This window comes from Kitasatospora sp. NPDC001309 (assembly GCF_042896295.1).
Classification (GTDB): Bacteria; Actinomycetota; Actinomycetes; order Streptomycetales; family Streptomycetaceae; genus Kitasatospora.
In genome coordinates this window covers 86,860-112,827 of sequence record NZ_JBIAXC010000004.1, presented here as the reverse complement: position 1 = coordinate 112,827, position 25,968 = coordinate 86,860, and the positions used below count along the sequence as shown (strand labels likewise).

25 protein-coding genes and 1 riboswitch are annotated in these 25,968 nt (G+C 72.1%); of the genes, 16 read left to right on the top strand and 9 right to left on the bottom strand.

What is annotated here, in order from left to right; all coding sequences use genetic code 11:
* Positions 1–97 precede the first annotated feature (97 nt).
* The 5 genes from ACFY2K_RS05855 (at position 98) to ACFY2K_RS05835 (ending at position 4,945) form a co-directional block, all read left to right on the top strand.
* Positions 98–1,126 (top strand): ABC transporter substrate-binding protein, encoded by a 1,029-nt coding sequence (locus tag ACFY2K_RS05855; RefSeq protein ID WP_380521096.1) that lies wholly within the window; start codon positions 98–100, stop codon positions 1,124–1,126.
* Complete coding sequence (locus tag ACFY2K_RS05850) at positions 1,123–1,989, top strand: ABC transporter permease (RefSeq protein ID WP_380521098.1); 867 nt, start codon at positions 1,123–1,125, stop codon at positions 1,987–1,989. The genes ACFY2K_RS05855 and ACFY2K_RS05850 overlap by 4 nt, the downstream gene beginning before the upstream one ends.
* Positions 1,986–2,810, top strand: a complete 825-nt coding sequence (locus tag ACFY2K_RS05845) for an ABC transporter ATP-binding protein (protein WP_380521100.1) — start codon at positions 1,986–1,988, stop codon at positions 2,808–2,810. Before ACFY2K_RS05850 ends, ACFY2K_RS05845 begins: the two co-directional genes overlap by 4 nt.
* Before the next feature lie 152 nt (positions 2,811–2,962).
* Positions 2,963–3,868, top strand: coding sequence for an ABC transporter substrate-binding protein (locus ACFY2K_RS05840; protein WP_375891414.1), 906 nt, complete (start codon positions 2,963–2,965; stop codon positions 3,866–3,868).
* 3 nt (positions 3,869–3,871) lie between these two features.
* Positions 3,872–4,945: an LLM class flavin-dependent oxidoreductase gene (locus tag ACFY2K_RS05835; protein WP_380644523.1), complete on the top strand. Its 1,074-nt coding sequence runs from the start codon at positions 3,872–3,874 to the stop codon at positions 4,943–4,945.
* Positions 4,946–5,106: 161 nt separating this feature from the next.
* Here ACFY2K_RS05835 and ACFY2K_RS05830 read toward each other — a convergent pair whose 3' ends face one another.
* Positions 5,107–6,099 carry an aldo/keto reductase gene (locus ACFY2K_RS05830; protein WP_380521105.1) on the bottom strand — a complete coding sequence of 331 codons (993 nt, stop codon included), beginning with the start codon at positions 6,097–6,099 and terminating at the stop codon, positions 5,107–5,109.
* 520 nt (positions 6,100–6,619) lie between these two features.
* On the opposite strand from ACFY2K_RS05830, the gene ACFY2K_RS05825 reads away from it, so the two are divergent.
* The 6 genes from ACFY2K_RS05825 (at position 6,620) to ACFY2K_RS05800 (ending at position 11,401) form a co-directional block, all read left to right on the top strand.
* Positions 6,620–7,639 carry an LLM class flavin-dependent oxidoreductase gene (locus ACFY2K_RS05825; RefSeq protein WP_375891420.1) on the top strand — a complete coding sequence of 340 codons (1,020 nt, stop codon included), beginning with the start codon at positions 6,620–6,622 and terminating at the stop codon, positions 7,637–7,639.
* A gap of 318 nt (positions 7,640–7,957) precedes the next feature.
* On the top strand, positions 7,958–8,524 hold the full coding sequence (locus tag ACFY2K_RS05820; RefSeq protein ID WP_380589967.1) for a TetR/AcrR family transcriptional regulator: 567 nt from the start codon (positions 7,958–7,960) through the stop codon (positions 8,522–8,524).
* Between the two features lie 53 nt (positions 8,525–8,577).
* On the top strand, positions 8,578–9,162 hold the full coding sequence (locus ACFY2K_RS05815; protein ID WP_375891424.1) for a DUF4865 family protein: 585 nt from the start codon (positions 8,578–8,580) through the stop codon (positions 9,160–9,162).
* Positions 9,163–9,179: 17 nt separating this feature from the next.
* The gene (locus ACFY2K_RS05810) at positions 9,180–9,683 is read left to right on the top strand and encodes a carboxymuconolactone decarboxylase family protein (RefSeq protein WP_380521113.1); all 504 of its coding nucleotides are present in this window, start codon (positions 9,180–9,182) and stop codon (positions 9,681–9,683) included.
* Positions 9,680–10,600 carry a phosphotriesterase gene (locus ACFY2K_RS05805; protein ID WP_387709790.1) on the top strand — a complete coding sequence of 307 codons (921 nt, stop codon included), beginning with the start codon at positions 9,680–9,682 and terminating at the stop codon, positions 10,598–10,600. The genes ACFY2K_RS05810 and ACFY2K_RS05805 overlap by 4 nt, the downstream gene beginning before the upstream one ends.
* A 138-nt stretch (positions 10,601–10,738) precedes the next feature.
* Positions 10,739–11,401, top strand: a complete 663-nt coding sequence (locus ACFY2K_RS05800; RefSeq protein ID WP_387709788.1) for a Pr6Pr family membrane protein — start codon at positions 10,739–10,741, stop codon at positions 11,399–11,401.
* Positions 11,402–11,670: 269 nt separating this feature from the next.
* Here the strand turns inward: ACFY2K_RS05800 and ACFY2K_RS05795 are convergent, their stop codons facing one another.
* Complete coding sequence (locus tag ACFY2K_RS05795) at positions 11,671–12,435, bottom strand: SDR family NAD(P)-dependent oxidoreductase (RefSeq protein ID WP_387709786.1); 765 nt, start codon at positions 12,433–12,435, stop codon at positions 11,671–11,673.
* Between the two features lie 137 nt (positions 12,436–12,572).
* On the opposite strand from ACFY2K_RS05795, the gene ACFY2K_RS05790 reads away from it, so the two are divergent.
* Positions 12,573–13,199 (top strand): TetR/AcrR family transcriptional regulator, encoded by a 627-nt coding sequence (locus ACFY2K_RS05790; protein ID WP_387709784.1) that lies wholly within the window; start codon positions 12,573–12,575, stop codon positions 13,197–13,199.
* Positions 13,200–13,503: 304 nt separating this feature from the next.
* Positions 13,504–14,664: an alpha/beta hydrolase gene (locus tag ACFY2K_RS05785; RefSeq protein WP_380644517.1), complete on the top strand. Its 1,161-nt coding sequence runs from the start codon at positions 13,504–13,506 to the stop codon at positions 14,662–14,664.
* Positions 14,665–14,737: 73 nt separating this feature from the next.
* On the opposite strand, the gene ACFY2K_RS05780 is transcribed toward ACFY2K_RS05785, so the two are convergent.
* The gene (locus ACFY2K_RS05780) at positions 14,738–15,067 is read right to left on the bottom strand and encodes a MoaF N-terminal domain-containing protein (RefSeq protein WP_223243450.1); all 330 of its coding nucleotides are present in this window, start codon (positions 15,065–15,067) and stop codon (positions 14,738–14,740) included.
* A 444-nt stretch (positions 15,068–15,511) separates the two neighbouring features.
* Positions 15,512–15,619, top strand: a riboswitch (cyclic di-AMP (ydaO/yuaA leader).
* Between the two features lie 7 nt (positions 15,620–15,626).
* On the opposite strand from ACFY2K_RS05780, the gene ACFY2K_RS05775 reads away from it, so the two are divergent.
* Positions 15,627–16,967: a hypothetical protein gene (locus ACFY2K_RS05775; RefSeq protein ID WP_387709782.1), complete on the top strand. Its 1,341-nt coding sequence runs from the start codon at positions 15,627–15,629 to the stop codon at positions 16,965–16,967.
* An 80-nt stretch (positions 16,968–17,047) separates the two neighbouring features.
* On the opposite strand, the gene ACFY2K_RS05770 is transcribed toward ACFY2K_RS05775, so the two are convergent.
* Both ACFY2K_RS05770 and ACFY2K_RS05765 read right to left on the bottom strand, forming a co-directional pair.
* Positions 17,048–17,656, bottom strand: coding sequence for a hypothetical protein (locus ACFY2K_RS05770; RefSeq protein WP_387709781.1), 609 nt, complete (start codon positions 17,654–17,656; stop codon positions 17,048–17,050).
* 173 nt (positions 17,657–17,829) lie between these two features.
* A complete protein-coding gene (locus tag ACFY2K_RS05765; RefSeq protein ID WP_375891442.1) occupies positions 17,830–18,627 on the bottom strand; it encodes an IclR family transcriptional regulator in 798 nt (265 codons plus the stop codon).
* A 201-nt stretch (positions 18,628–18,828) separates the two neighbouring features.
* On the opposite strand from ACFY2K_RS05765, the gene aceB reads away from it, so the two are divergent.
* Complete coding sequence (aceB, locus tag ACFY2K_RS05760) at positions 18,829–20,481, top strand: malate synthase A (protein ID WP_387709778.1); 1,653 nt, start codon at positions 18,829–18,831, stop codon at positions 20,479–20,481.
* Between the two features lie 162 nt (positions 20,482–20,643).
* The gene (locus tag ACFY2K_RS05755; protein ID WP_380521132.1) at positions 20,644–21,045 is read left to right on the top strand and encodes a gamma-glutamylcyclotransferase; all 402 of its coding nucleotides are present in this window, start codon (positions 20,644–20,646) and stop codon (positions 21,043–21,045) included.
* Positions 21,046–21,363: 318 nt separating this feature from the next.
* Here the strand turns inward: ACFY2K_RS05755 and ACFY2K_RS05750 are convergent, their stop codons facing one another.
* The 4 genes from ACFY2K_RS05750 to uraH form a co-directional block, all read right to left on the bottom strand.
* Positions 21,364–22,749: an 8-oxoguanine deaminase gene (locus tag ACFY2K_RS05750; RefSeq protein ID WP_375891445.1), complete on the bottom strand. Its 1,386-nt coding sequence runs from the start codon at positions 22,747–22,749 to the stop codon at positions 21,364–21,366.
* 69 nt (positions 22,750–22,818) lie between these two features.
* Positions 22,819–24,294, bottom strand: coding sequence for a nucleobase:cation symporter-2 family protein (locus ACFY2K_RS05745; RefSeq protein ID WP_375891446.1), 1,476 nt, complete (start codon positions 24,292–24,294; stop codon positions 22,819–22,821).
* A gap of 312 nt (positions 24,295–24,606) precedes the next feature.
* The gene (pucL, locus tag ACFY2K_RS05740) at positions 24,607–25,527 is read right to left on the bottom strand and encodes a factor-independent urate hydroxylase (protein ID WP_375891447.1); all 921 of its coding nucleotides are present in this window, start codon (positions 25,525–25,527) and stop codon (positions 24,607–24,609) included.
* A 30-nt stretch (positions 25,528–25,557) separates the two neighbouring features.
* A complete protein-coding gene (uraH, locus tag ACFY2K_RS05735; protein WP_375891448.1) occupies positions 25,558–25,893 on the bottom strand; it encodes a hydroxyisourate hydrolase in 336 nt (111 codons plus the stop codon).
* Between the last annotated feature and the right edge of the window lie 75 nt (positions 25,894–25,968).

The following is a 25,968-nucleotide window of genomic DNA, read 5'->3' as shown; positions in this document are numbered from 1 at the left end:
GCGAACAACCTTCAGCGAACAGATTTCAGATAACAGAGTTCAGCGAACAACTTTCGAAAGTTGTCAGCTGTCATCTGTCACCCGTTTTGGAGACCCCGTGAACACCGCCCGCCTCGCCCTCGCCGCCACCGCGCTGCTCGCCACCACCGCTCTGGCCGCCTGCGGCTCGTCCGCCGACGGGGGCAGCGCCTCCGCCGCAGGCGGGCCCGGCGGCAAGGCCGACGCCGTGCTCCGCCTGCCCGACCCCGGGAACAACGGCTTCCTCGCCCGTGGCAAGAAGGACGGCTCGCTGGACCGGGCCCTGGCGGCGGTCCACGCCAAGGTGGCCTGGACCGGCAGCGCGGGCCCCTTCGCCCCCGCCGCGCAGGCCCTGTCCGCCGACCAACTCGACGTCGCCCAGGGCTCGATCACCTCGGCCGTCGCCGCGCTCGCCCAGAAGCCCGGCTTCAAGCTGTTCGCCCAGACCGCCCCCGACGGCGTCGGCGAGGGCATCCTGGTCAAGAACGACTCGCCCATCAAGACCGTGCAGGACCTGGTCGGCAAGAAGGTCGCCGTCTCCCAGGGCGGCACCAGCGAGTACCTCCTGCTCAAGGCGCTGGAGAAGAACGGCGTCCCGGCCGACCAGGTCCAGCGGGTCTACCTGCGCGCCGACCAGACCTCGGGAGTCTTCAACTCCGGCCAGGTGGATGCCTGGGCGACCTGGAACACCTTCTCCACGCCCACCATCGCCAACGCCGGCGCGCACTTCCTGGTCGACGGCAAGGCGATCGGCTCCGACAACTACGCGGTCTGGGCGGTGCGCAACGGCTTCGCCGACAAGCACCCCGATGTGGTCAAGGCCTTCTACGCCTACCTGCGCGACAACGGCGCCAAGGAGAAGGCCGATCCGGCCGCCTACCTCAACGTCTTCACCGACTCCGGCCCGACCGCCGTCACCCCGGCCGAGAAGGACGTCGCGGTGAACGTCAGCCGGCAGGGCACTCCGGCCGACGCCATCTCGGCGGCCGACACCGCCCGCTTCGGCACCGTCGCCCAGTTCTTCGCCGACCAGAAGGTCACCAAGCAGCTGGTCGACGTCAAGCCGTACCTGATCGACATCGACACCTTCGGCGGTGGTGCCAAGTGACCGTGCTCGCAAGGGAACAGGATTCCGAGGGCACCCGGGCGGCCCGGGCCGCGGGCCTGGTGACGCCGCGTGCCCAGCTCCGACGGCCCCGTCCGCGCGCCCTTGCCGTGCTGCTGCGCACGCTCGGTCCGCTGGCGCTGCTCGGCGGCTGGGCGCTCGCCTCCGCCACCGGCGCGCTCACCCAGGATGTGCTCGCCTCACCGTCCCAGGTCGCCGAAGCGGTCGGCGAGTTGTGGGGCAACGGTCAGCTGACCGACGCCCTCACCGTGTCGCTCACCCGGGCCGGACTCGGACTGCTGCTCGGTGCCACCACGGGACTGGTGCTCGGCGTGGTGACCGGATTCACCCGCCTCGGCGAGGAACTGCTCGACTCCGCGGTCCAAGTCCTGCGCACCGTACCGTTCCTGGCGCTCGTCCCGCTGTTCATGGTGTGGTTCGGCATCACCGAGACCGCGAAGGTCGCCCTGATCGGGGTGGCCACCAGCTTCCCGATGTACGTCTCCGCCTCGGGCGGGGTCCGCAACACCGACCGCAAGCTGGTGGAGGCGATGCGCAGCTTCGGCCTGGGCCGCTGGGCGATCGTACGGACGGTCGTGCTGCCCGGGGCGCTACCCTCCCTGCTGTCCGGCCTGCGGCTCTCCATGACGCTCAGCGTGATCGCCCTGATCGCCGCCGAGGAGATCAACTCCACCGAGGGCATCGGCTACTTGATGGCCCAGGCCCAGAACTACTCGCGCACCGACGTGCTCGCCGTCTGCATCCTGATCTACGGCCTGCTCGGCCTCGCCGCCGACGGCATCGTCCGGATCCTGGAACGGCTGCTGATGCCGTGGCGCCGCGCCGTCCGAGGAGCTGCCCGATGACCGCCCCCACCGACTCGGCCTCCGCTCCGGCCTCGACCGTGAGCGCTGCCGTGAGCACCGCCGCGAGCGCCACTGAGACCGCCACTGAGACCGCCGCCGTGACTGCCGCCGCGACCGCCGAAGATACCGCCCCCGCCGTCCATCTGCGCGGCCTGCGCCGGGTGTTCGGCACCAGGGCCGTACTCGACGGCGTCGACCTGTCCATCGCCCGGGGCGAGTTCGTCGCCCTGCTCGGCGCCAGCGGCACCGGGAAGACCACCCTGCTGCGGATCCTCGGCGCGCTGGACCAGGCCGACGGGGGCACCGTGCTGGTGCCGCCGGTCCGCACGGTGGTCTTCCAGGAGCCCCGACTCGTCCCGTCCAAGCGGGTGTTGGCCAATGTCACGGTCGGTCTGCCGCGCGGCGCGGCGACCCGGGAGACCGGGCTGAAGGCACTCGCCGAGGTGGGCCTGGAGCGGCACGCCGAGGACTGGCCGGCCACCCTCTCAGGTGGCGAGGCACAGCGCGTCGCACTGGCCAGGGCGCTCGTGCGCGAACCGCAACTCCTGCTCCTGGACGAACCGTTCGCGGCACTGGATGCCCTGACCAGGCTGCGGATGCAGGACCTGGTCGGCGATCTCGTCCGCCGCCACCGCCCGGCCGTGCTGCTGGTCACCCATGACGTGGACGAGGCCGTCCGGCTCGCCGACCGTGTCGCCGTTCTGCGTGACGGTCTGCTGGTCCGGGACGAACCCGTCGGTGTCGAACGCCCCCGGGACCCGGCCGACCCCGCCTTCGCCGACCTGCGCCGCCGACTGCTCGCCGACCTCGGCGTCCACTGAACCGGCGCTCCGCCACGCCGTCACCACGCCATCGCTCCACCACTCCACCACTCCATCGCACCGCCATTCTGCGGCTCGACCGCTCCACCCTCCCCCGCAACCCCACCGCACGTCTTCCGCACGAGCCCCTACGCACCACCGGAGTTGACCAGATGACCGTCACCCTCGGCGTCCACGCCAGCAATCCCACGCTCTACTACCTCGCCCGGTTGCCCTACCTGGACGAGGAGTTGGCCCCGCTCGGGGAGAGCGGCGCGTTCCACCACTACACCGACGGGACCCGTACCGGCGAGCTGCTCGCCGACGGCACCATCGACTTCGGCGGCACCGGCTCGACCCCGCCGATCACCGCCCAGGCGGCCGGCCACGACCTGGTGTACGCGGTGGTCTCCGCACCCCGCCCCGACCACGGCGCACTGCTCGTCCTGGACGGCGGACCGGTCCGTACGGTCGCCGACCTCAAGGGCGGCACCGTCGTGCTGGGCGTCGGCTCCTGGCAGACCCACCTGCTCGCCAAGGCCCTGGACGCGCACGGGCTTTCGTACGGTGAGGACGTCACACCGGCGCGGCCGGTGGCAGGGGAGGACCAGGCCCGGAGGCTGCGCGAGGGCGAGATCGCGGGCTGGATCGCCCAGGGCGCCGAGCTCGCCGCGGCCCGTCGCAGTGGCGAGTTCCGCGCGCTGGTCCGCACCGGGGACGTCATCACCGACCGCTCGGTCTTCTTCACCCGCCGGGACTTCGCCACCGACCGCCCCGAGGTGGTCGCCGCGATCACGACCGCGCTGCGCCGGGCGGACGCCTGGGCGGCCGCCCATCCGGCCGAGGCGGCCGCGATCGCGGCCCGGGAGCTGGGCGGAACGGTCGCCGACTGGCGTGCCGCGCTCGTCGCGCTGCCCTGGCAACTGGAGCCGGCCACCGACGCGTTCGTGGCCGAGCAGCAGGAGGCGGCGGACATCTTCCACCGGGTCGGCTTCATCGACCGCGCGCTGACCGTCGCCGACGCCCAACTGTCCGCTCTGGAGGCCCCGGTGGCCGCCGCACTCGGGAAGGACCGCTGAGCCGTGGCCTCCGAAGTCCTCTGGTACATCATCCCGCGCGAAGGACACTACCCGTGGGAGCCGTCCGGCCGACGCCCGGTGGACCTGCGGTACCTGCAGCAACTCGCGGGCAGTGTCGAGCGCTTGGGCTACACCGGCGCGCTGCTCGCCACCGACCTGTACGACGTCTGGACGCTCGGCAGCGCGCTCGCCGCGGCCACCGGGCCGGCCTTCAAGCCGCTGCTGGCGGTCCACCCCGGACTGGTCTCGCCCACCCTGCTCGCCAAGATGGCGCTCAGCTTCGACCACCTGCACGGCGGGCGGCTGCGCTTCAATGTGGTCAACGGCTCCACCGCGCAGCTGCGCGAGTACGGTCTGGACGTCGAGCACGACGACCGCTACCGGCTCAGCGCCGAGTACTGGTCGATCGTCAAGCGCCTCACGGCCGGCGAAGTCTTCGACCACGAGGGCGAGTTCTACCGGTTGAAGAACGCGGGTGCGAGCCTGCGCGAGCTCACCCCGGCGCAGCCCGGTGGCATCCCGCTCTGGTTCGGCGGCAGCTCGCCGGCCGGCATCGAGATGGCCGCCGAGCACGTGGACGTCTACCTGACCTGGGGGGAGCCGCCGCACCTGCTCAAGGAGAAGCTCGACCTGGTCCGCGAACGCGCCGCCGCGCACGGACGGAGCCTGCGGATCGGGCTGCGGCTGCACCTGATCGTCCGGGACACCGAGGAGGAGGCCTGGGCCGCCGCCGACCGGTTGCTGGACGTGACGAGCGAGGCGACGTACGCCCGGCAGCTGGGATCCGCCGAGGGGGAGGACGGCGTCGGGTGGCAGCGCCAGTTCCGCCAGCACGGCGGAAGGGTCCCGGCGCGCGCCCGGGAGCTGGAGGCCTACCCCAATCTCTGGCCGGGCATGAGCCTGTTCCGGCCCGGTCCGGGGACGGCGGTGGTCGGGTCGACGGCCCAGGTGGTCGAGCGGTTGAAGGAGTTCGAGGCGCTGGGCGTCGACACCTTCATCCTCTCCGGGAACCCGCTGCTGGAGGAGGCCCATCGAGTAGCGGAAACGGTTCTTCCGGCCTTGGGTATTCGCCGTTGACGGCCCTCGGCCGCTGGCCGCTGGCCGACGGGTGACGGGTGACGGGTGACGGATGTCGACGAACAGATAACAGATAACAGCTGACAGATTTCGAAATCTGTCAGCTGTTATCCGTCACCCGTCACCCGCCGCAGTGCCCCGTCACCCCAACCAAGTTCCCGTCACACGCTCAGCCGGTCGATCTCGGCCAGCTGCTCCTCCGTCAGCGGCCCGCCGGCCAGTGCGTCGAGGTTCTGGTCCAGCTGGTCCACGCTGCTCGCACCGATGATCACCGAGACCACCCGCGGGTCCCGCAGCACCCAGCACAGGGCGAGCTGGGCCAGCGTCTGTCCGCGCTCCTCGGCGACCTTGTTCAGTGCCCGCAGCTGGTCCAGCTTCGACTCGGTCAGCACCTCCTCGGTCAGGAACTTCCCCACCGACATGCGCGAGCCGGCCGGGACCCGGCCCGAGAGGTACCGGTCCGTCAGCAGTCCCTGGGCGAGCGGCGAATAGGCGATCAGGCTGGTCCGGGTGTCGCCCACCGCCTCCAGCACGCCGCCCTCCTCCACGTTCCGGTTGAGGATCGAGTACGCCGACTGGTTCAGCAGCACCGGCGTCCCGAGCTCGCGCAGGATCGCAACCGCCTCCCGGTGCTGCTCCGCCGGGTAGTTGGAGATCGCCGCGTACAGGGCCTTGCCCGAGCGCACCGCGCTGTCGAGCGCCCCCATCGTCTCCTCGATCGGGGTGTCCGGGTCGTAGCGGTGCGAGTAGAAGACGTCGACGTAGTCCAGCCCCATCCGGTCCAGCGACTGGTCCAGGCTGGCCAGCAGGTACTTGCGGCTGCCGCCGTTCCCGTACGGGCCGGGCCACATGTCCCAGCCGGCCTTGGTGGCGATGAACAGCTCGTCGCGGTACGGCCGGAAGTCCTGCGCGAACAGGTAGCCGAAGTTGCGCTCCGCACTGCCGTACGGCGGCCCGTAGTTGTTCGCCAGGTCGAAGTGGGTGACGCCCCGGTCGAAGGCCCGGCGCAGCACCGCCCGCTGCACCTCCAGCGGCTGGGCGTCACCGAAGTTGTGCCAGAGCCCCAGTGAGACGGCGGGCAGCTGAACTCCGCTGCGGCCGGCCTTCCGGTAGGTCATCGAGGCATAGCGGTCATCCGCGGCGAGGTAGCTCATGCCGGACATCTTGCCAGTCGGCTCCGCCCGATCAAGTCCCTGGGAGTGTCTTGCCCCGCCTCCCTCCGCTGCTTATCCTCGCGGAGGACCAGGTGGGACGGCGCGGGGCCGGGTGCGGCCGCGCGCGGACGAGGCGGAGGGGGAGCGTGATGGCAGTCCGGACCGTAGCGGCCGAGGCCACCGTGACCGTCGTGCCCCGCTGTTGTCGCCGTCACCGCCGCAGCACCGTGCGCTGACGCCGCCCGCGGGCCGCCAGGCCCGCCCCGGTCCACCTCCGGTGCTGCCCGTCCGAGCGCAGCGCCGCCGTACCGCGCCTCCGCCGGTGCCACGCCCACCCTGTCGCGGACTCCCCGTCGCGGACTCCCCGTCACGGACTCGCCGTCACGGACTCCCCGTGACGGGCTCCGTACCTCGGGCTCCTCGCACCGGTCCCGCATCCCGCGCGTCCCGCACCCGCAGCGCCCCGGACGGCCCAGCGCCGTTCCGTCGTCCGACCACCGAGCGCCCCTAGGAGACCGCCGTGCGGTTCACCGTCTCGTCCCTCGTCGCCAACGCCCCCGATCCCGTCACCGGCATCCACCGCACCCCGCAGCAGAAGCTGTGGAACGTGGTCGACCAGGCCGTCCTCGCCGAGCAGCTCGGCTACGACGGCTACGGGGTGGGGGAGCGGCACGGCGAGCCGTTCCTCTCCCCGGCGCCTCCCGTGCTGCTGAGTGCGATCGCCGCCCGCACCAGCACCATCCGGCTGTTCACCACGGTGACGGTGCTCAGCATCCTGGACCCGGTCCGGGTCGCCGAGGACTACGCGATGCTCGACCAACTCTCCGGGGGCCGGATCGAGTTGATCATCGGCAAGGGCAACGACCCGCGCCACTTCGGCCTGTTCGGCCTCCCGGAGGAGCGTCAGTGGGAGGCGCTCGCCGAGAACTACGCTCTGCTGCACCGGCTCTGGCGGGAGGAGAAGGTGACGTGGCGGGGCTCGACCCGTCCGCCGCTCACGGAGGCCACCGTGTCGCCGCGCCCGCTCCAGGACCCGATCCCGGTCTGGCACGGCAGTGCGACCAGCACCCGCTCGACCGACCTCGCCGCCCGCTACGGGGATCCGCTGTTCTCCGCCAACTCCTTCCATCCGCTGGCCAAGTACCGGGCCCTGGTGGAGGACTACCGCGAGCGCTGGGAGCACTACGGCCGCGACCCGAAGGAGGCCCGGGTGGGCGCGGGCTTCGGCGGACTGTACGTCGCCAGGCGCTCGCAGGACGCGGTGGAGGGCTACCGGCCGTACTGGGAGGCCATGGTCAACTCGGCCGCGGGCAAGCACAACAACTCGCCGTTCCGTTCACTGGAGGACGCGCTGGAGGAGGGTTCGGCCCTGGTCGGCAGCCCGCAACAGGTGGTCGAGAAGATCCACCGCTACCACGAGGCCTTCGGCAACGAGGTGGTCGGGATCGGGGTCGACGCGCTCACCGAGGAGGTGCAGCGGGAGCAGTTGGAGTTGTTCGCGGCCGAGGTGGCACCGGTGATCCGGCGCGAACTGCCCTGAGCGCCCGCCCGCGCAGGGCGCCGCGCACTCCCTACGCGGCGTGACGCCCGACACCGTGCGTAACGTGACGCGCGCCACCGGGTCGGGCCGAATGCCGGTGGCCGGCGCGGGGGATGACGAACGGTCGAGGGGCCGTGGCCGCCGGGGGGCGGCGCACGGCCCTCGGTCTTTCCTCCGCCTCCGCCGAAGGCGCCCGAAGTCGCCCGAAGTCGACCGAAGCCGGCCCCACCCCTGGTGGCACCGCACCCACCCCTGGTCCCGCCCGCCGTGCCGGAGAAACCCCTTCTCTCTGTACCTACTGGTATGTACAGTGGAGTCATGACCACCCAGGACCGCCTCATCGAGAGCACCCAGGCCCTCCTCTGGGAACGCGGCTACGTCGGCACCAGCCCGAAGGCCATCCAGCAGCGCTCCGGCGTCGGCCAGGGCAGCATGTACCACCACTTCGACGGCAAGCCCGACCTCGCCGCCGCCGCCCTGCGCCGCAGCGCCGAGCAGCTGCGGGGCATCGCCGAGGCCGACCTCGCCGCCCCGGGCACCGCGTACGACCGGATCGCCGCCTACCTGCACCGCGACCGCGAGGTGCTGCGCGGCTGCCGGATCGGCCGGATGGCCCAGGACCCTGACGTGGTCGCGGACCCGCAGCTGCGGGCCCCCGTCGAGGAGACCTTCGACTGGCTGCGCGGCCGGATCGCCGAGCTGGTCGCCGAGGGCCAGGCGCACGGCGAGTTCGCCGCGGGCCTCGACCCGGCGGACACCGCCGCGGCCGTGGTCGCCGTCGTCCAGGGCGGCTACGTCCTGGCCCGCGCCGCGGACAGCGCCGCCCCCTTCGACCAGGCCGTCCGCGGCGCCCTCGGCCTGCTGGGCGCCCACCGCCGGGCCTGACCGGAGACGGCGACTCGACGGCCGACACCCGCCCCCGACCCAGGGAGCCCACCGTGCACGCCATGCAGTACGAGATCACCCTTCCCGCCGACTACGACATGGCCGTCATCCGTCGGCGCGTGGCCGACAAGGGCCACCTGCTGGACACCCACCCCGGCCTCGGCCTCAAGGCGTACCTGGTCCGCGAACGCGGCCAGGACGGCTCGCCGGTCAACCAGTACGCGCCGTTCTACCTCTGGCGCACCGCCGAAGGCATGAACCGCTTCCTCTGGGGCCCGGGCTTCCGCGGCCTGAGCGCCGACTTCGGCCGCCCGGTCGTCCGCCACTGGCTCGGCGCGGGCCTGGCCGAAGGCGACCGGACGGAGGCCCCGAGCACCGCCACGCGTACGGTCGTCCGGCTCCCGGAGAGCGCCGATCCGGCCGAGGCCGTCGAGCGGGCCCTCGCCGAGCTCCCGGCACACCCGTCGAACCCCGCCCTGCACACCGCGGCCGTCGCCGTGGACCCGAGCCGCTGGGAACTGCTCAGCCTCGCCCTGTGGTCCGGTCCCGCCCCGGACGACGCGCCCGGCACCCGCTTCCGGGTGCTGCACCTGTCCCGCCCCGAACTCGACCGGCTGCCGGCCGGCCGCCACTGGTGAAAGGTCCCCACACCGCGATGCCCGCCACGATCCCCACCACCCCCACTGCCCCTACCGCCATCGCCCCCGCCGACCTCACACCGGCGCCGCTCGACCGCGAAGCCGGCTACGCCCTGCTCGCCGAGCTCGCCGGTCCGGCCGCCGCCGGGACCCTCGGCGGCCTGGACGCGATCGCCCCGGGCTTCGCCGACTGGATCGTCACCAGCCTCTTCGGCGGCACCTACCAGCGCCCCGGCCTCGCCCTGCGGGACCGCCAGATCGCCAACCTGGCCGCGCTCACCGCCCTCGGCGGGGTCGAGCCGCAGCTCGCCGACCACGTGCGCAACAGCCTGCGGATCGGGATGAGCCGCGAGGAGATCACCGAGGTGATCGTCCACCTGGCCCCGTACGTCGGCCTGCCCAAGGCCCTGGCCGGCCTCCGGGTCGCCACCGCCACCTTCGCGGCGTCCGCAGCCCCGGCTTCCGAAGCCCCGGCGGCCGACACTCCCGTGACCGACGCCTCGGCGGAGGACGTGGCATGACCGCCACCCGCACCGTACGCACCGTCCTGGGCGACCTCGCCCCCGGCGAGCTGGGCGTCACCGACTCCCACGACCACCTCTTCATCCGCAGCCCCCTGCTCCCCGGTCAGGAGCTGGACGACCCGGTCGCCGCCGAGGCGGTGCTGCGCGAGTACGCCGCGGCCGGCGGCCGCTCCTTCGTCCAGTGGACCCCGCAGGGCATGGGGCGCGGCGCGGGCTCCCTCGCCGCGCTGTCCCGCGCGACCGGCGTCCACGTGGTCGCCGCCACCGGCGCGCACCAGGCGGTCCACTACCCCGAGGACCGGTTCCCCGCCGCGTCGGCCGAGCTCGCCGAGCACTTCGTCACCGAGCTCGTCACCGGGCTCCCCGGCGCCCCCGAGGGCGTCCGCGCCGGCCTGATCAAGATCGCCGACGACGCGGGCCCGCTGACCGGGCACACCCGCCGGACGGCGGCCGCCGCGGCCGAGGCGCACCACGCCACCGGCGCCCCGATCGCCGTTCACCTCGAACCCGAGGGCGACCCGCACGGCATCCTGGACCGGCTGCACGGGCGGCACGGCGTCGACCCCGACCGGATCCTCCTCGGCCACCTCACCCGCTTCACCGACCGGTCGCTGCACCGCAGCCTCGCCGCCGAGGGGGCCTTCCTCGCCCTGGACAGTCCCTCGCGGATCGGCCACCCCGCCGACCTCCAGGCCTTCGAGGTGATCGCCGACCTGGTCGAGGCGGGCCACGCCCACCGGCTCCTGCTCGGTGCCGACACCACCACCCGGACGGCCCGCGAGGTCGGCGGCCCCACCCGGCTGCTCACCGACCTCGTCCCGCGACTGGCCCGCACCTTCGGGCCCGAGCTGTGCGACCTGCTGCTGGTCACCAACCCGGCGGCCGCCCTCGCCGCGGACTGGCGCACCCCCTGAGGCGCACCCCACGGAGGGCCCCGAGACAGCCCCTGATGTGCTCCCTGATGCGGTCCCTCGTGTGGCCGAGTCCGCTCGCCGGGGTTTGAATCCGAAGAGCCCCTGTCCGGACCACGCCCCAGAGAGGCGGTTCCGACGATGCACTCGTGGCTCGCCCCCGCCCGGCTCGCCGTCGCGGCCTTCCTCGTCGTCGCGCTCTGCTTCTCCGGCTACCGCGCGGCGACGGACGGCTCCGGGGTGGTGAACTTCCTCAGCTACTTCACCACCCTCGCCAACCTCGCCGGAGCGGCCGTCCTCGGCTACGGCGGCTGGGCCGGGCTGACCGGCCGCCGGCCCGTGCCGGACGCGGTGCGCGGCGCGGTGCTGCTCTACCTGGTGGTCACCGGGTTGGCGTACGGCACGCTGCTGGCGACGTACCCGGCGCCGCTGGTGATCCCGTGGGTGGACGACGTGGTCCACCGCGTGATGCCGCTGCTCGCGCTCGCCGACTGGCTGGTCGACCCGCCCGCCCGGCCCGTCCGGGCCCGGACGGTGCTCGGCTGGCTCGGGTTCCCGCTGCTCTACGTGGCGTACGCGCTGCTCCGCGGCCACGCCGCGGGCTGGTACCCGTACCCGTTCCTCGACCCCGCCCGACACGGTGGCTACCGCCGGATCGCGGGGGCGTGCTTCCTGCTGGCGGTGGCGTTCCTGCTGCTCGGGGCCGCGCTCGCGGCGGTCGGCAACGCCCTCGCCGCCCACCGCGACGCCCGGCGGGGCGTGGCGTCGAACGGCCGGCACGCCCGCGCCCGGGCGACCGGCTGAGAGCGACCGGCTGAGAGCGACTGGCTGAGACTGACCCGCTGACGGCCGTCGCCGCCCGCCCGTACGGTGGCGGCCGTGCCGACCATCCGGACCTCCACCCGGTGGCCCTGCCCGGCGGCACCCCGGCCGGACCGGTCGACAACGCCTGTGAACGACGGCGCCTGTGAACGACGGCGCCTGCGAACAACGGCGCCCGAGAACGAGGACGCCGACGGGGCCCGTGCCCGATGGGGGAGGGCACGGACCCCGCCGGCGACCGGACCGGGGGCTCACATGTGGGTGCCGCCGTCGATCCGGAGCTCGGTGCCGGTGACGAAGGCGCCGTCGTCGGAGGCCAGCATCGCGATCACGCCGGCCACCGTGTCCGGGCCCGCGAAGCCGTGTCCGAGGGCGGGGGAGAGCTTGGCCAGCAGGGTGAAGTCGGCGTCGGCGGGCAGGCCCGGGTTGTTGGTCATGCCGCTGTCGATGCTGCCCGGTGCGACGCAGACCGCGCGCAGGCCCTGCTTCGAGTACTCCGAGGCGATCGCGTGGGTGAAGGACTGGATGCCGCCCTTGGTCGCGGCGTACGCGGCCATGTAGGGGTGGGCGAAGCTCGCGGAGGTGGAGGAGAAGTTGACCACCACGCCCTTGCCGGTGGCGAGCAGCGCGGGGAGCACCTCGCGGGTCATCAGGAAGGTGCCGGTCAGGTTCACCGCGAGGAGCTTGTTCCAGAACTCCAGCGTGGTCTCGTGGGTGTGCGAGGAGCGGAGGATGCCGGCCGCGTTGACCAGGACGTCCAGACCGCCCAGGCCCGCGACGGCCTCGGCGACGCCCGCCACCACGGCGGCCTCGTCCGAGATGTCCAGGACCTGGATCGTCAGGCGGTCGGCGGTGCCCTCGGCGGTCGCGCGGTCCAGGGTCTTCTTCAGGCCGTCCTCGTTGACGTCGACGGCGACGACCTTCCCGCCCTCGGCGAGGATCCGGTGCACGGTCGCCTGGCCGATGCCAGAGCCGCCGCCGGTGATCAGGACGTTCCGTCCGCTGAAGCGCTCCATGGTGGTACTCCTTCGTTCGTGCTCTCTCGACCTTAAGAGACACGGTACGCCCATGTGGCACGTTGTGCCAAGAAGGCTCGATGTGCCACCTGGGCGCGATGCGTCGGGACCGTGATCGCTTGCGTACGCTGACCCCTGTGACCGGACGCCCGACCCTGACCCAGCGCCGCCGTGACGCCACCCGGCTGGAGATCGCCCGCACCGCCGCCGCGCTCTTCGCCGCGCAGGGCGCCGAGGCGACCACCGCCGAGGAGATCGCCGCCGCCGCGGGCATCTCGCTGCGCACCTTCTACCGCTACTTCTCCGTCAAGGAGGACGCCGTCGCCCCGCTGCTGGCGGCGGGCGGGCAGCGCTGGGTGGACCTGCTGGCCGAGAGTCCGGCGGACGTCCCGCTGCGCGAGGCGCTGGAGCGCTCGGCAGTCGAGTCGCTCACCCCGGCCGACGACGAGGCCGTCGAGGCGATGCACTGGACCCGCGACCTGCTGCGCGACCCGCGGCTGGACGGCACCTGGCAGCGGGTCCATGCCGCGTCGGAGGCGCGGCTGCGGGGCGTGCTGGCCGCCTGCTGTCCGGACGGCGCCGATCCGCTGGAGGTCCGGCTGGCCGCGGCGGCGGCCACGGCGGCGATCCGGGTGGCCCTGGAGCAGTGGGCCGGCTCCGATGCCGCCGTCACCGGCCCCGGGTCCCCGCAGGACCTCGGCGCCCGCTGCATGCGCGAACTCACGGCGGGGCTGCGCCTGTGGGCCCGGCCGACGGGGGAGTAGCGACCCAGCGGTGAGCGGATGACAGCGGACAGGTGACAGCAGCCGGATGACGGATAACAGATAGCGGCGAACAGATGACAGAGAACAACTTTCGAAATCTGTTATCTGTTATCCGTTCGCTGTCATCTGTTATCTGAAAGTTGAAATCTGTCATCTGTTCGCCGCTTGCCCACAGCCCCCGATCAGCTTCCTCCCAGCTCCCGCTAGGGTTGGTGCGCGCGCCCCGGTGGGGGAACCGGGGTGACCTCCTCGGATGTCCCTGAGCGGAGGGGGCGGGAGTTCGAGGCGTGGGAGCAACTGGAACATGGGTCTGACGAGCCACAAGGTGCTGGCACTGGCCGTGCTGATGGCGGTCGTGGTGATGGTCGGCACGGTCTGGCTCTGGCCCAGACTCGCCCGGAAGAGCTGGCAGGCGGTGCTCGGCCGGATCGGCGCGCTGCTCGCGACCCAGCTGGCGGTGCTCGCCGCGCTCGGGCTGGTGGCGAACAACTACTTCGCCTTCTACAGCAGTTGGGACGACCTGATGGGCACGGGCAGCACCGGCCCGGTCGTCATCCACAACAAGGCGGACGCCTCCGGCCGACTGCTGGTCGAGACCATAGGCCAGGCGTCGGTCAAGGGCGGCGGCGCGATGGGCCGTGAGCCCGGCCAGTCCGGCGAGATCCGCAAGGTCCGGATCGACGGCAAGGAGAGCCGGCTGTCGACCGAGGGCTTCGTCTACCTGCCGCCGCAGTACTTCCAGCCCGAGTACGCGCAGAAGCAGTTCCCGGCCGTGATCGTCAGCACCGGATTCCCAGGAATCGCCGAGAACCTGATCACCCGCTTCAACTACCCGGGCGCCGCGCTCAAGCTGCTGCAGGAGGGCCGGATGCAGCCGACCGTCATGGTCCTGATGCGTCCCTCGCCCGCCCTGCCGCAGGACACCGAGTGCGAGGACATCCCGGGCGGCGCCCAGTCCGACACGTACTTCACCAAGGACGTCCCGTCGGCGATCCAGGCCAGCTACCGGGTCTCGGCCGACCCCCGGGCCTGGGCCTTCATGGGCAACTCCACCGGCGGCTACTGCGCGCTCAAGCTGGCCATGCGCCACCCGGACGTCTTCCCGACCGCCGTGTCCCTGTCCGGGTACTACGAGGCGGCCGACGACCCGACCACCGGCGACCTCTTCGGCGGCAGCAAGCAGCGCCGCGACGAGGCCGACCTGATGTGGCGGTTGAAGAACATGCCGCAGCCGGACGTCTCCGTGCTGCTGGCCGGCACCAAGAAGGGCGACGGCAACTACAAGCACGACACCGAGGCGTTCATCGACGCCGCGAGGAGCCCGATGAAGGTCTCCTACAGCATGCTCGAGAACGGCGGCCACAACTTCGAGACCTGGAGCGCCCTGCTGCCGTCCTCGCTGGAGTGGCTGTCCCAGCACCTCAAGGTCCCGAACCAGCCGGGCCACCCGGGCCAGACCGTCTGACGGCGCCGCCCGCGGAACGCACCGAACCCCCGGAAGCCTCGGCTCCCGGGGGTTCGGTGCGTTCCGGCGCCGGTCAGGCGACCCGTTCCAGCGTCCCGGTGTGCAGCTGGCCGACCCGGCCGCCCTCGCCCTCGAAGGTCCAGAAGGCCCGTACGGTCAGCGCGTTGAGGTCCATCACGTGACTGACGGTGATCCCGCTCTGCTCCGTCCAGCTGATGAAGTAGATCTCCGGCGCGACCTCGGCGACGTGCAGCCGCACGTCCTCCCACTGGCCCGCCGACTCACCGAGGCCCTCCCAGCGCAGCCGGGTGCCGTCGGCCGAGTAGGAGTTGCGGAAGGCCGCGCCGTTGTCGGCCCGGAAGACGTAGGTACGGCCGGCGAAGGCGGGCAGGGACGCGGTCATGGTGGGGCGGAACCTCTTCTCTGGAACGGGGGACGGGTCGTACGGCTCCGGCCGGTGCTCTTGTGCACCGCGGAAAATCCCAGGGCTCCAATTTATCCGATGGGGCGGACTCGGGCGGCTCCACGCCACGGCGGTCACACACGGTCCGCCACCGCCGCGCCGCGCACCGTGTGTGACCCCCATCCCGGGCGGGCCCGGCGGGGCCGCGGGTCGGCGTCGGCTCCATTGATCAACTCGGCCGCCACGCAGCGTCGTTGATCGACACCACTGTGAGCTGCGCGACAACCGGCCCCATGAGGTTGTCCGTCCACGGACGGCCTGCCTAGCCTGCAGTCGTCGTCCGCTGTCGCGGACCCCGCCGCCGGGACGCCGAGTCCCGTCCACCCGCCGGCGAGTACCCGAGCACCACAGCGGACGGGAGCGGGGGAACCAAGGTCAGCGCCCGGCCCGTACGCACCAGCGTGCGGGGCGTGGCTAGGGGTGAAGCCGCTCCACAGGCGGCCGGGCAACTGCAGCCCGAATCCGACAGCTCACCTCGCAGGCGTGGCAGAGGACCCCCATGCACCAGCCTGCCCGGCGCCGTCGCGCGCCCCGCCACGCCCGTCCGTCCCACCGCGGCCGCAACGCCGCCCTCGCCACGACCGGGGCGCTCGCCATCACCGGCGCCGGCCTGCTCGGCCTGCCGTCCGTCTCCGGCGCCCAGGCCGCCACCGGCCCGACCGTCACCCAGGACCGGCTCGCCCCCGCCACCATGGTCGCCGGCAGGGCCGGCACCGCCTCGCTGGCCCTGCACTCCTCGTCCTGCTTCACCGCCAAGACCGTCGGCGTCGGCGTCCGTGACGCGCGCGGCACCAACCTGGACTTCCCGGGCAACGCGAGCAACGTGCAGATCTGCCCCGGCGGACTCACCTACACCAGCGCCGCCCGCACCCTGGCCGCCGGGGCGTACACCCAGTTCGGCTTCTGGCAGGACCTCGGCGGCGCCTGGCACAACCTGCCCTCGCAGCAGCTGGTGGTCTCGGCCACGGGTTCGCCCACGCCGGCTCCGTCCCCGACGGCGACCCCGACGGCGAAGCCCACCCCCTCCCCGACCGCGACCGCGAGCCCGACGGCGAAGCCCACCGCGACCGCGTCCCCCACCGCGAGCCCGACCGCGACGCCGACCCCCACCGCCACGGCCACCCCGACGACCCCGGCGCCGTCCTCCCCGATCGCCGGCAAGTCGCTGACCTGGTCCGACGAGTTCAACGGCCCGATCAACTGGGGCCAGCGCTGGGTCGGCGACAAGAGCACCTCGTACAAGTACGGGAACCACAACCCGGACGACAACAAGCTCGACTGGCTGAACAAGGACAACGTCACCGTCGCGAACGGCGTCGCCACCTTCACCGCCACCCCGGGCGGGCCGACGCTGGAGAACGGCAAGCAGTCCTGGAACACCGGCTTCCTGACCACCGAGGGCTCCGCCGAGGGCTTCCAGGTCAAGACCGGCGACTACGCCGAGACCCGGGTCAAGCTGCCCGCCGGCACCGGCGCCTGGCCCGCCCTGTGGACCTGGAAGAACGGCAACGGGGAGATCGACTCCTTCGAGTACCACCCCGACAACCCGAACCTGCTGGAGCTGACCAACCACGTCAACCCCGGCAACCCCGACTACTACACCGACGCGAGCGCCATCGGCACCGACCAGTGGGTGACCATCGGCACCTACTACGGCGCCAACTCGGTGGACTGGTACGTCAACGGCGTCAAGGTGTTCTCGGACGGCAAGGGCGTCGGGGCCAACTTCTCGGCGTACCTGATCCTCAACCTCTCGGTGAGCGCCGGCAAGTACCACCCGGCCCCGCAGGGGAACACCCCGATCACCATGGCCGCCGAATACGTCCGCGTCTACCGGTAACCACGAGCCCGCCCCACCGGTCATCGGAGGCCCGGCAGCCGCTCGCCGGCGGCCGGTGACCGGTGGGGCGATCCGTCGCGTCAGTCGCCGGTCGTCTCGACGACCTTGATGTCGAACTCCTCCCGGTGGCCCCTGCCGCCGGGGTCGTCCGCGCTGCGCACCTCGACCGAGCCGCCCTCCAGGACCCCGAGTGGGAGCTTGTCGGAGAGCCGGACCGGGACGAGGGCGGTCACGGTGCGCCCGTCCGGCAGCCCGGGACCGAACACGCAGCGCACCTGCCGGCCGCGCGAGATGACCGCACAGTCCTCGGGGTAGTACGGGCCTTCCGGGGTCACCCCGTTCGGCAGGGTGACCGTGATCGTGAGCGGTGAGGCGGTGGTGTCCGGGCCGAGATTGGCGACGAAGGCGTGGATCGTGGTGGCGCCGCCGGGCGGCGCCGGATCCGGGTCGATCCGGACCACCTCCAGGTGGGAGCGGGACGTCTTGGCGACCACGGCGGGCAGAGTGGACGCCTCGGGCGCCCCCGGCGCGACGGTTCCCAGATCCGGGCGCGGCACCGGGTGCCGCACCGCCCAGGAGGGCCCGGCGGCCAGCGCGGCCACCGCGCAGCCCGCCGTCACCGCCGCCAGCAATCCGGCCCGGCCGAACCTCCTGCGCCCCGCGCCGCCCCGTACTCCGTGCTGCTCCACGCCGTTCACCCTGCTCCCGTGCTCCGGCGGCCCGCACCGTCGCGGGCCGCGTCCGCACCAGGGTGTCCGAGCCGCCGCCGCGAGGGCGCCGCAACTCGCCCACCGCCACTCGAACGGCGGGGGCACCGGTCATGGCCCGATCGCTCTTGCCGGTCAAGGCGGTTGACGGAGCGTCAGGGTGCCAGGACCTGCCCCAGCCGGGCCGCGATCTGGTGCATCACCGGCACCAGTGCGGACGCCCCCGCCTGCTCCTCCAGTGCCCGGATCCGGGCCTCCGGGCCGGAGACGGAGAGCGCGGTGGGCGTCGGCGCGCCCGGGACGGCGAGGGCGATGCAGCGGACGCCGATCTCCTGCTCCTGGTCGTCGACCACGTACCCGCGCTCGCGCGCCTCGGCGAGCTGGTCCATCAGCTCCTGCGGGTCGGTGAGGGTGTACTCGGTGTGGGCGGGCAGCGGGTTGGGGCCCAGGACCGCGCGCGCCTCGTCCTCGGGGAGCTGGGCGAGCAGCGCCTTGCCGACGCCGGTGCAGTGCGGCTGCACCCGCCGGCCGACCTCGGTGAACATCCGCATCGAGCGCCGCGACTGCACCTGCCCGACGTACACCACCTCACCGCCCTCCAGTACCGCGAGGTTGGCGGTCTCGCCGGTGGCCTCCATGAGTTCGGCCAGGTACGGGCGGGCCCAGCTGCCGAGCAGGCGGCCGGCGGTCTCGCCGAGCCGGATCAGCCGGGGGCCGAGGGTGTAGCGGCGCGCGGTGTCCTGGCGGACATAGCCCTGCTGGACGAGGGTACGAACCAGTCGGTGGATGGTCGGCATCGGGAGGCCGGAGCTGGTGGAGAGCTCACTGAGAGTGGCCACGCCGCCCGAGTCGGCCAGCGCCTCCAGGAGTTGGAAGGCGCGCTCGACGGACTGCACGCCGCCGCTCGCGCGGTCGGCGCCTGTCGTCGATGCTGTGTCGGGGGTCGCAACCACCGGCGTTCCCTTCGCTGTCGGGGAGGAGTAGAGTCCCGGCGACCTCTTCAACAAACCGTTGAAATTCTGTATCGCGGAAACTAGTCTCCACCTTACAGAATCGAACCCGCCGACAGGCGGGTAACGATCGAGGAAGTTCCCGAGGAAGTTCCCACCGGAGCTCCCTTCGCCAGGCTCAACCGTCTTAGGAGTGTCCTGCTCATGGCTGCAGCTCAGGGGCCCGTCGGCGCCTCCCCCGCCGCTCCGGTCGTCACTGTCGCCGGACCGCGCGTCCATCGGGCCGAGGAGGTGCTCACCCCGGAGGCGGTCGCCTTCGTCGTGGGCCTCCATCGCGCCTTCGAGGGCCGTCGACAGGAGCTCCTGGCGAGGCGGAAGAGCCGACGCGCGGAGATCGCCCGCACCGGCACGCTGGACTTCCTCCCCGAGACCGCCGACGTCCGGGCCGGCGACTGGAAGGTCGCCGAGGCGCCGCGCGCCCTCCGGGACCGCCGGGTCGAGATCACCGGGCCCACCGACCGCAAGATGGTCATCAACGCGCTCAACTCCGGGGCGAGGATCTGGCTCGCCGACTTCGAGGACGCCACCTCCCCGACCTGGGAGAACGTGGTCAGCGGCCAGGTCAACCTGATCGACGCCTTCGAGGGCCGGATCGACTTCACCAGCTCGGCCGGCAAGGCCTACACCCTCAAGCCCGCCGCCGAACTCGCCACCGTCGTGGTCCGCCCGCGCGGCTGGCACCTGGACGAGAACCACCTGCTGGTCGACGGCGTCCCGGTAGCCGGCGCGTTCGTCGACTTCGGCCTGTACTTCTTCCACAACGCGGCCCGGCTCATCGCCAAGGGCGCCGAGGACCCCAACTCCGGCCCGTACTTCTACCTGCCGAAGACCGAGAGCCACCTCGAGGCCCGGCTCTGGAACGACGTGTTCACCCACGCCCAGGCCGAGTTGGGCATCCCGCACGGCACCGTCCGGGCCACCGTGCTGATCGAGACCATCACCGCGGCCTTCGAGATGGACGAGATCCTCTACGAGCTGCGCGACCACGCGGCCGGCCTCAACGCCGGGCGCTGGGACTACCTGTTCTCGATCGTCAAGAACTTCCGCGACGCCGGCGAGCACTACATCCTCCCGGACCGCAACAGCGTCACCATGGCCTCGCCGTTCATGGCCGCCTACACCCGGCTGCTGGTGCGGACCTGCCACCAGCGCGGCGCCCACGCGATCGGCGGGATGGCCGCGTTCATCCCCAGCCGCAGGGACCCGGAGGTCAACGCCGCCGCGCTGGAGAAGGTCAAGGCGGACAAGGACCGCGAGGCCGGCAACGGCTTCGACGGCTCCTGGGTCGCCCACCCGGACCTCGTCCCCGTCGCCCGGGCCTCCTTCGACGCGGTGCTCGGCGAGCGGCCCAACCAGAAGGACAACCCGGGCCCCGCCGAGCCGGTCACCGCCGTCGAACTGCTCGACATCGCCGGTGCCGGGGGCACCTGCACCCGGGCCGGACTGCACAACGCCGTCCAGGTCGGCCTCCGCTACATCGAGGCCTGGCTGCGCGGGCTCGGTGCGGTCGGCATCTTCAACATGATGGAGGACGCCGCCACCGCCGAGATCTCGCGCTCGCAGATCTGGCAGTGGATCCACAACGGGGTCGTGCTGTCCGACACCGGCGAGAAGGCCACCGCCGAGCTGGTCCGCACCCTGGTCGCCACCGAACTGGCCGAGCTGCGCGCCGAGTTCGGCGACGAGGCCTACCGGGCCGGCCGCTGGCGCGAGGCCGCCCAGCTCTTCGAACAGGTCGCCCTGGCCGAGGAGTTCGCGGACTTCCTGACCCTCCCCGCGCTTCCCCTGCTGGGCTGAGCACCAATCTACCCACCGGCGCCACCGCTGCCGCCTGCCGGGCCGTAGCAGTTCCGCCGCCCTTTGCTCCGTTCCGTACGGCGACGAATCCACCTGTCCTCTCGTCGCCGTGCGGAACGGTCTTTTTCTTCGTACGGCCTTACCCTCCTGAGGAGTTCACCGATGGCACGCATCTTCTTCAACGGCCAGGCGATGGTCGGCGGACCGTTCCACGAGAAGGTCGCCGACGCCCTCATCGGCCCGGCCCGCACCGCGGCCGGCTACCGCTTCTTCTCCATCGACCACAGCGGCGGCACGGACGTCTGCCCGGGACTGCTGGCCGACCCGTCCGTCGACACCGCGATCGAGGGCGAGCTGTACGAGGTCAGCCTGGAGCGCCTGCGGGACGTCATCCTGCCCGGCGAGCCCAGGGAGTTGGAGCTCGGTGTGATCGAGCTGGAGGACGGCTCCGCGTGCTTCTCGATGCTGCTCGCCCGCGGCGAGGTCGAGCGCGGGGTGCACCGCGAGATCACCCACCACGGCGGCTGGCGGGCCTACCTGGCGACGCTGGGGCGCACGGCCTGAGACAGCCGGGCCGACAGCGAACAGATAACAGAAGACAGCGAACGGATCACAGATGATGAAAGTTGTCATCTGTGATCCGTTCGCTGTTCGCTGTTCGCTGTCTGCCTTCCGCCGCCCCCTGTCCCCCCGCGCCCTCCCCCCGCACCCTCCCCCCGCCCCGGGCACGCCGCGGCCCCGAACCCTCGCCGTGGGTTCGGGGCCGCGGTCCGCACGCCCGGACGGGCGTACGGAGTCCGGGTCACGCACCGTCCCTGGGCGCGCTCCGGAACCAGTGGGCCGGGCGGGCCGGAGGGCAGCTCCGGCCCGCCCGGCGGACCGTCAGACGGGCCGGGAGGCGAGCTCCTTGGCCGCGCGGGCGCAGGCACGCGCGATCCGGTCCTCGTTGACGGTGGTCAGCTCGCCCTTCTCGACGACGGCGTTGCCGTTGACGAACAGGGTCGCCAGCGGCGGCAGGGCGCCGAAGGTGAGGGCCGCGACCGGGTCGGCGATCGAGGAGTGCATGACCCCGTCGATCTTCCACAGCGCCAGGTCGGCCAGCTTGCCGGCCTCGATGGAGCCGATCTCGGCCTGCCGCCCGAGCACCCGGGCGCCGCCCATGGTGCCCAGCCGCAGCGCCTGGCGCCCGGTCAGCGCGGTCGGGGAGCCGTGCAGCCGGTTGATCAGCAGCGCGTTGCGCAGCTCGGTGCCCAGCTCGCCGGATTCGTTGGAGGCGGTGCCGTCGACGCCGAGCCCGACCGGTACGCCGGCCTTGAGCATGTCGGGCACCCGGGCGATCCCGGCGGCCAGGCGGGCGTTGGAGGAGGGGCAGTGCGCCACGCCGGTGCCGGTCTCGGCGAACTTGGCGATGTCGGAGTCGTTCATGTGGACGCAGTGCGCCATCCAGACGTCCTCGCCGAGCCAGCCGACGGACTCGAAGTAGTCGGTCGGCCCCATGCCGAACAGCTCCTTGCAGAACTGCTCCTCCTCGGCCGTCTCGGAGCCGTGGGTGTGCAGCCGGACGCCCTTGCGGCGGGCGAGTTCGGCGGACTGGCGGAGCAGGTCGGTGGAGACCGAGAAGGGCGAACAGGGCGCCAGCGCGACGTGCAGCATCGAGCCGAAGGAGGAGTCGTGGTAGCGGTCGACGGCGGCCTCGGAGGCGGCCAGGATGTCGTCCAGCTCCTCGACGGCGTGGTCCGGCGGCAGTCCGCCGTCCTTCTTGCTGCGGTCCATCGAGCCGCGCAGCGCGGTGAAGCGCAGGCCGAGCTCCTGGACGGCCTCGATCGAGGCGCCGAGGATGTCGCCGCCGTCCTTGGGGAAGACGTAGTGGTGGTCCGAGGCGGTGGTGCAGCCGGACTTGAGCAGGGCGGCGGCCGAGCCCTGGCTGGCGGCGTGCACGAGCTTGTCGTCGATCCGGGCCCAGGTCGGGTAGAGGGCGACCAGCCAGTCGAAGAGGATGTTGTCCTGGGCGAGGCCGCGGGTGATCCACTGGTAGAAGTGGTGGTGGGTGTTGACCAGGCCGGGGGTGAGCAGGTGGCCCTCGCCGTTGATCCGGCGCACCACGTTGTCCAGCCACGCCGGGGCGGGGCCGTTGCCGACGGATTCGATCCGGTTGCCGAGGATGACCACGTGGCCGCGGGCGTACTCGGTGTCGACGGCGTCGACCGTGGCGATCGCGACGTTCTCGATCACGATCCGCTGGTCGGCGGGCGGGGGCTGGACTGCCATGGTGTCACTCCTATGGGGGAGGGCCAGGAGGGGCGCGCACCGAGTGGTGTGCGCCCCTGCCCGGACCGGTCAGGACGGTGTCGCCGTCGGCACCGTCGCGCCGGGGGCCTCGCCGGACCTGGACTGCGATGCGGACCGGCGGGCGGTTCCGACGTGGTGGAACAGCAGGTTGAGCAGGACGGCCATCACGCAGCCGGCCGAGATCCCCGAGTGCATCAGGGTCCGGACCGCCTCCGGGAAGGCGTCGTAGAAGGTGGGTACGGCGATCGGGATGATGCCGACCCCGAGCGAGACCGACACCAGGATGGTGTTGGCGCTGGACTCCATGCCGGCTTCCGCGAGGGTGCGGATCCCGCTCGCCGCGACCGTGCCGAAGAGGACGATCCCGGCACCGCCGAGAACGGGCTGCGGCACCAGCGAGACGACCGAGCCGAGGACCGGGAAGAGTCCCAGCAGGATCAGGATGCCTCCGCCGGCCGCGACCACGAAGCGACTGCGGATCTTGGTCAGCGCCACCAGCCCGATGTTCTGGGCGAAGGCGCTGGCGGCGAAGCCGTTGAAGACGGGGCTGAGCGCGGTGGCCAGTCCGTCGGCCCGGAGGCCGGCGGCGAGCGTGGGTTCGTCGGCCTCGCGCTCGACGATTTTGCCGAGGGCGAGCATGTCGGCGGTGGACTCGGTCATCGAGACCACCATGACGATGCACATCGAGACGATCGCGGCCGCGTCGAAGGCGGGCGCGCCGAAGTGGAACGGGGACGGGAGCGCGAAGACCTTCGCGTCCTGGACCGCGCCGAAGTCGGCCAGCCCCAGCGGGAAGGCGACCAGGGTGCCGAACGCCAAGCCGATGAGCAGGGACAGCTGCTGCCAGAAGCCGCGCAGCAGCCGGTTGCAGAGCACCACCGCGGCGAGGGTGATCGCGGCGAGGCCGACGGCCCGTACGGAGCCGTACCCGGGGGCGCCCGGCGAGCCGCCGCGCGCCCAGTTCACCGCCACCGGGAGCAGGGACACCCCGATGAGGGTGATCACGGTGCCCTGGACGACCGGGGGGAAGAACCGGATGAGCTTGCAGAAGTACGGCGCCGCGAGGAAGCACAGGGCCCCCGCGACGATCACCGCGCCGAAGATCACCGGGAGGGCGTCCTTCGGTCCGTGTTCCTTGGCGATGGCGATCATGGGCGCGACGCCCGCGAACGACACGCCGTTCACGAACGGCAGTCGTGCGCCGATCTTCCAGATGCCGAGGGTCTGGAGCAGGGTGGCCAGTCCGGCGGTGAACAGGCTGGCCGATATGAGCAGGGCGAGGTCGGTGGCGGAGAGTCCGACGCCGGCGCCGACGATGAGCGGGGGTGCGACGACTCCCGCGTACATCGCGGCGACGTGCTGGAGCCCGGTGGAGAACAGCTTCACCGGGGGCAGCACCTCGTCCACGGGGTGGGTCCCGGACCCGGACGGCCCGCCGGGCAGGCGGGTCGACGTACCGTCCGGGCCTGGGGTTCTTGCAGGGGTGGAACCGCCGTCGTTACTGCTGGTGTTGCTGGGTGCCATGTCGAGCCCCTCTTGTGCCCGTGGCTCCCGGCGCGCCCGTGGCGCTGGAGATCCCCCGAGGGCGGGACGGCGGAGCAAGGATCCCTCGGGACGCTTCTCCAGTGCCCCGGGCCGGCCGCCGCGAGGCGAGCACGAACTCCGGTTGGTGGGGGTGGAGAAACAGGTGGAGCGTGGTGCGGTGGTACGAGTGGCGATGGTGGTGCGGGTGGCGATGGTGGTGCGGTCCGCCCGAACTCGACCGGCCCGAGCGGGCCGGAGGGTGCGGCGATTCCGGGCGGAGTCCATGGGGTGGGGTGAGCGGGGTGGGGGAGGTCAGGCGACCGGGATGACCGGGACGACGCCCTCGCGGTGCACGGTGCCCTCGATCAGGCCGTACATGCGGTCCGCGGCGTAGTAGACCTCGTTCTCGTTCTTGAGGCCGAACGGCTCCAGGTCGACGAGGAAGTGGTGCTTGTTGGGCAGTTCGAGGCGTACCTCGTCCACCTCGGCGCGGTTGTTGAGGACCCGGGTGCCCATCGCGTGCAGGGTCTGCTGCAGCGAGTAGGAGTAGGTCTCGGCGAACGCCTCCAGCATGTGCCGCTTCACGTGGGTGTAGGAGCGGTTCCAGTTGGGCTGGGCCTCGCCGTCGCGACCGCTGTAGCCGTACTTCCAGCGGGCGGTGACCTGGGTGGCGAGGATGCGGTCGTACGCCTCCTGGAGGGTGGTGTACTTGTCCTTGATGTAGCCCCAGAACTCCGAGTTGGTGGAGTTCATGACGATGAGGTCCTTGAGGCCGGAGATGACCTGCACCGTCTCGCCGTCGTAGACGATCTCGGTGGTGCGGGTCTCCTGGCCGGTGCGGACGAAGGAGTGGCCGACCTCCTCCGAGCCGATGAACCGGGCCGAGCTGTCCGGCGTCCTGATCCGGTCCCAGGCGTACTCCTCGATCCGGATCCGGGCGCTGTGCACGACGCCGCGCTCGGTGTCGTCGACGAAGTGCCGGGCCAGCAGGATGCCGAAGGCCTCGGCCGAGTCGATGCCGTACTCCTTGGCGAAGGCGTACACGGTGTTCTTGGTGGTGTCGGTGGGAAGGCAGTTGGCGTTCGACCCGGTGAGGTGGACGTCCTCGAACTCGCCCTGGAGGGAGACCGAGACGTTCAGGTCCTTGATCTCGTGCCGGGTGGAGTCGCGGTAGACCCGGACGATGCGGTTCTCCGCCTTGCCGTACTGGTTCTGACCGAGCACGTGGGCCATGACAGGCTCCTAAGCTTCCAGGTCGGTCCACTAGCTTCCGCGGTAGACCGAGTATCCGAACGGGTTCAGCAGCAGCGGCACGTGGTAGTGGTGCTGCTCGGGCGCGACCGTGAAGACGATCGAGACCTCGGGGAAGAACGGCGGCTCCGCGGACCCCCGCGCGTAGTAAGCGCCGGTGTCGAAGAGCAGCCGGACGACCGAGCCCGCCTCCACGGCCGGGAGGTCCTTGACCCGGCCGTCGGAGTCCGTGGCGGAGGTGCCGAGCACCTGCCAGCCACCCTCGGTGTGCAGTGCGAGCTCGACCGGGACGCCCTCGGCCGGGCGGCCGAGGCTGGTGTCGAGCACGTGGGTGGAGATGCCAGTCATGGGTGAGGTGACCTTACTGATGGCAGAGGTGATGGTGCGTCAGATCGCGCGGAGCGCACGTCCGAGGTGGGGCGT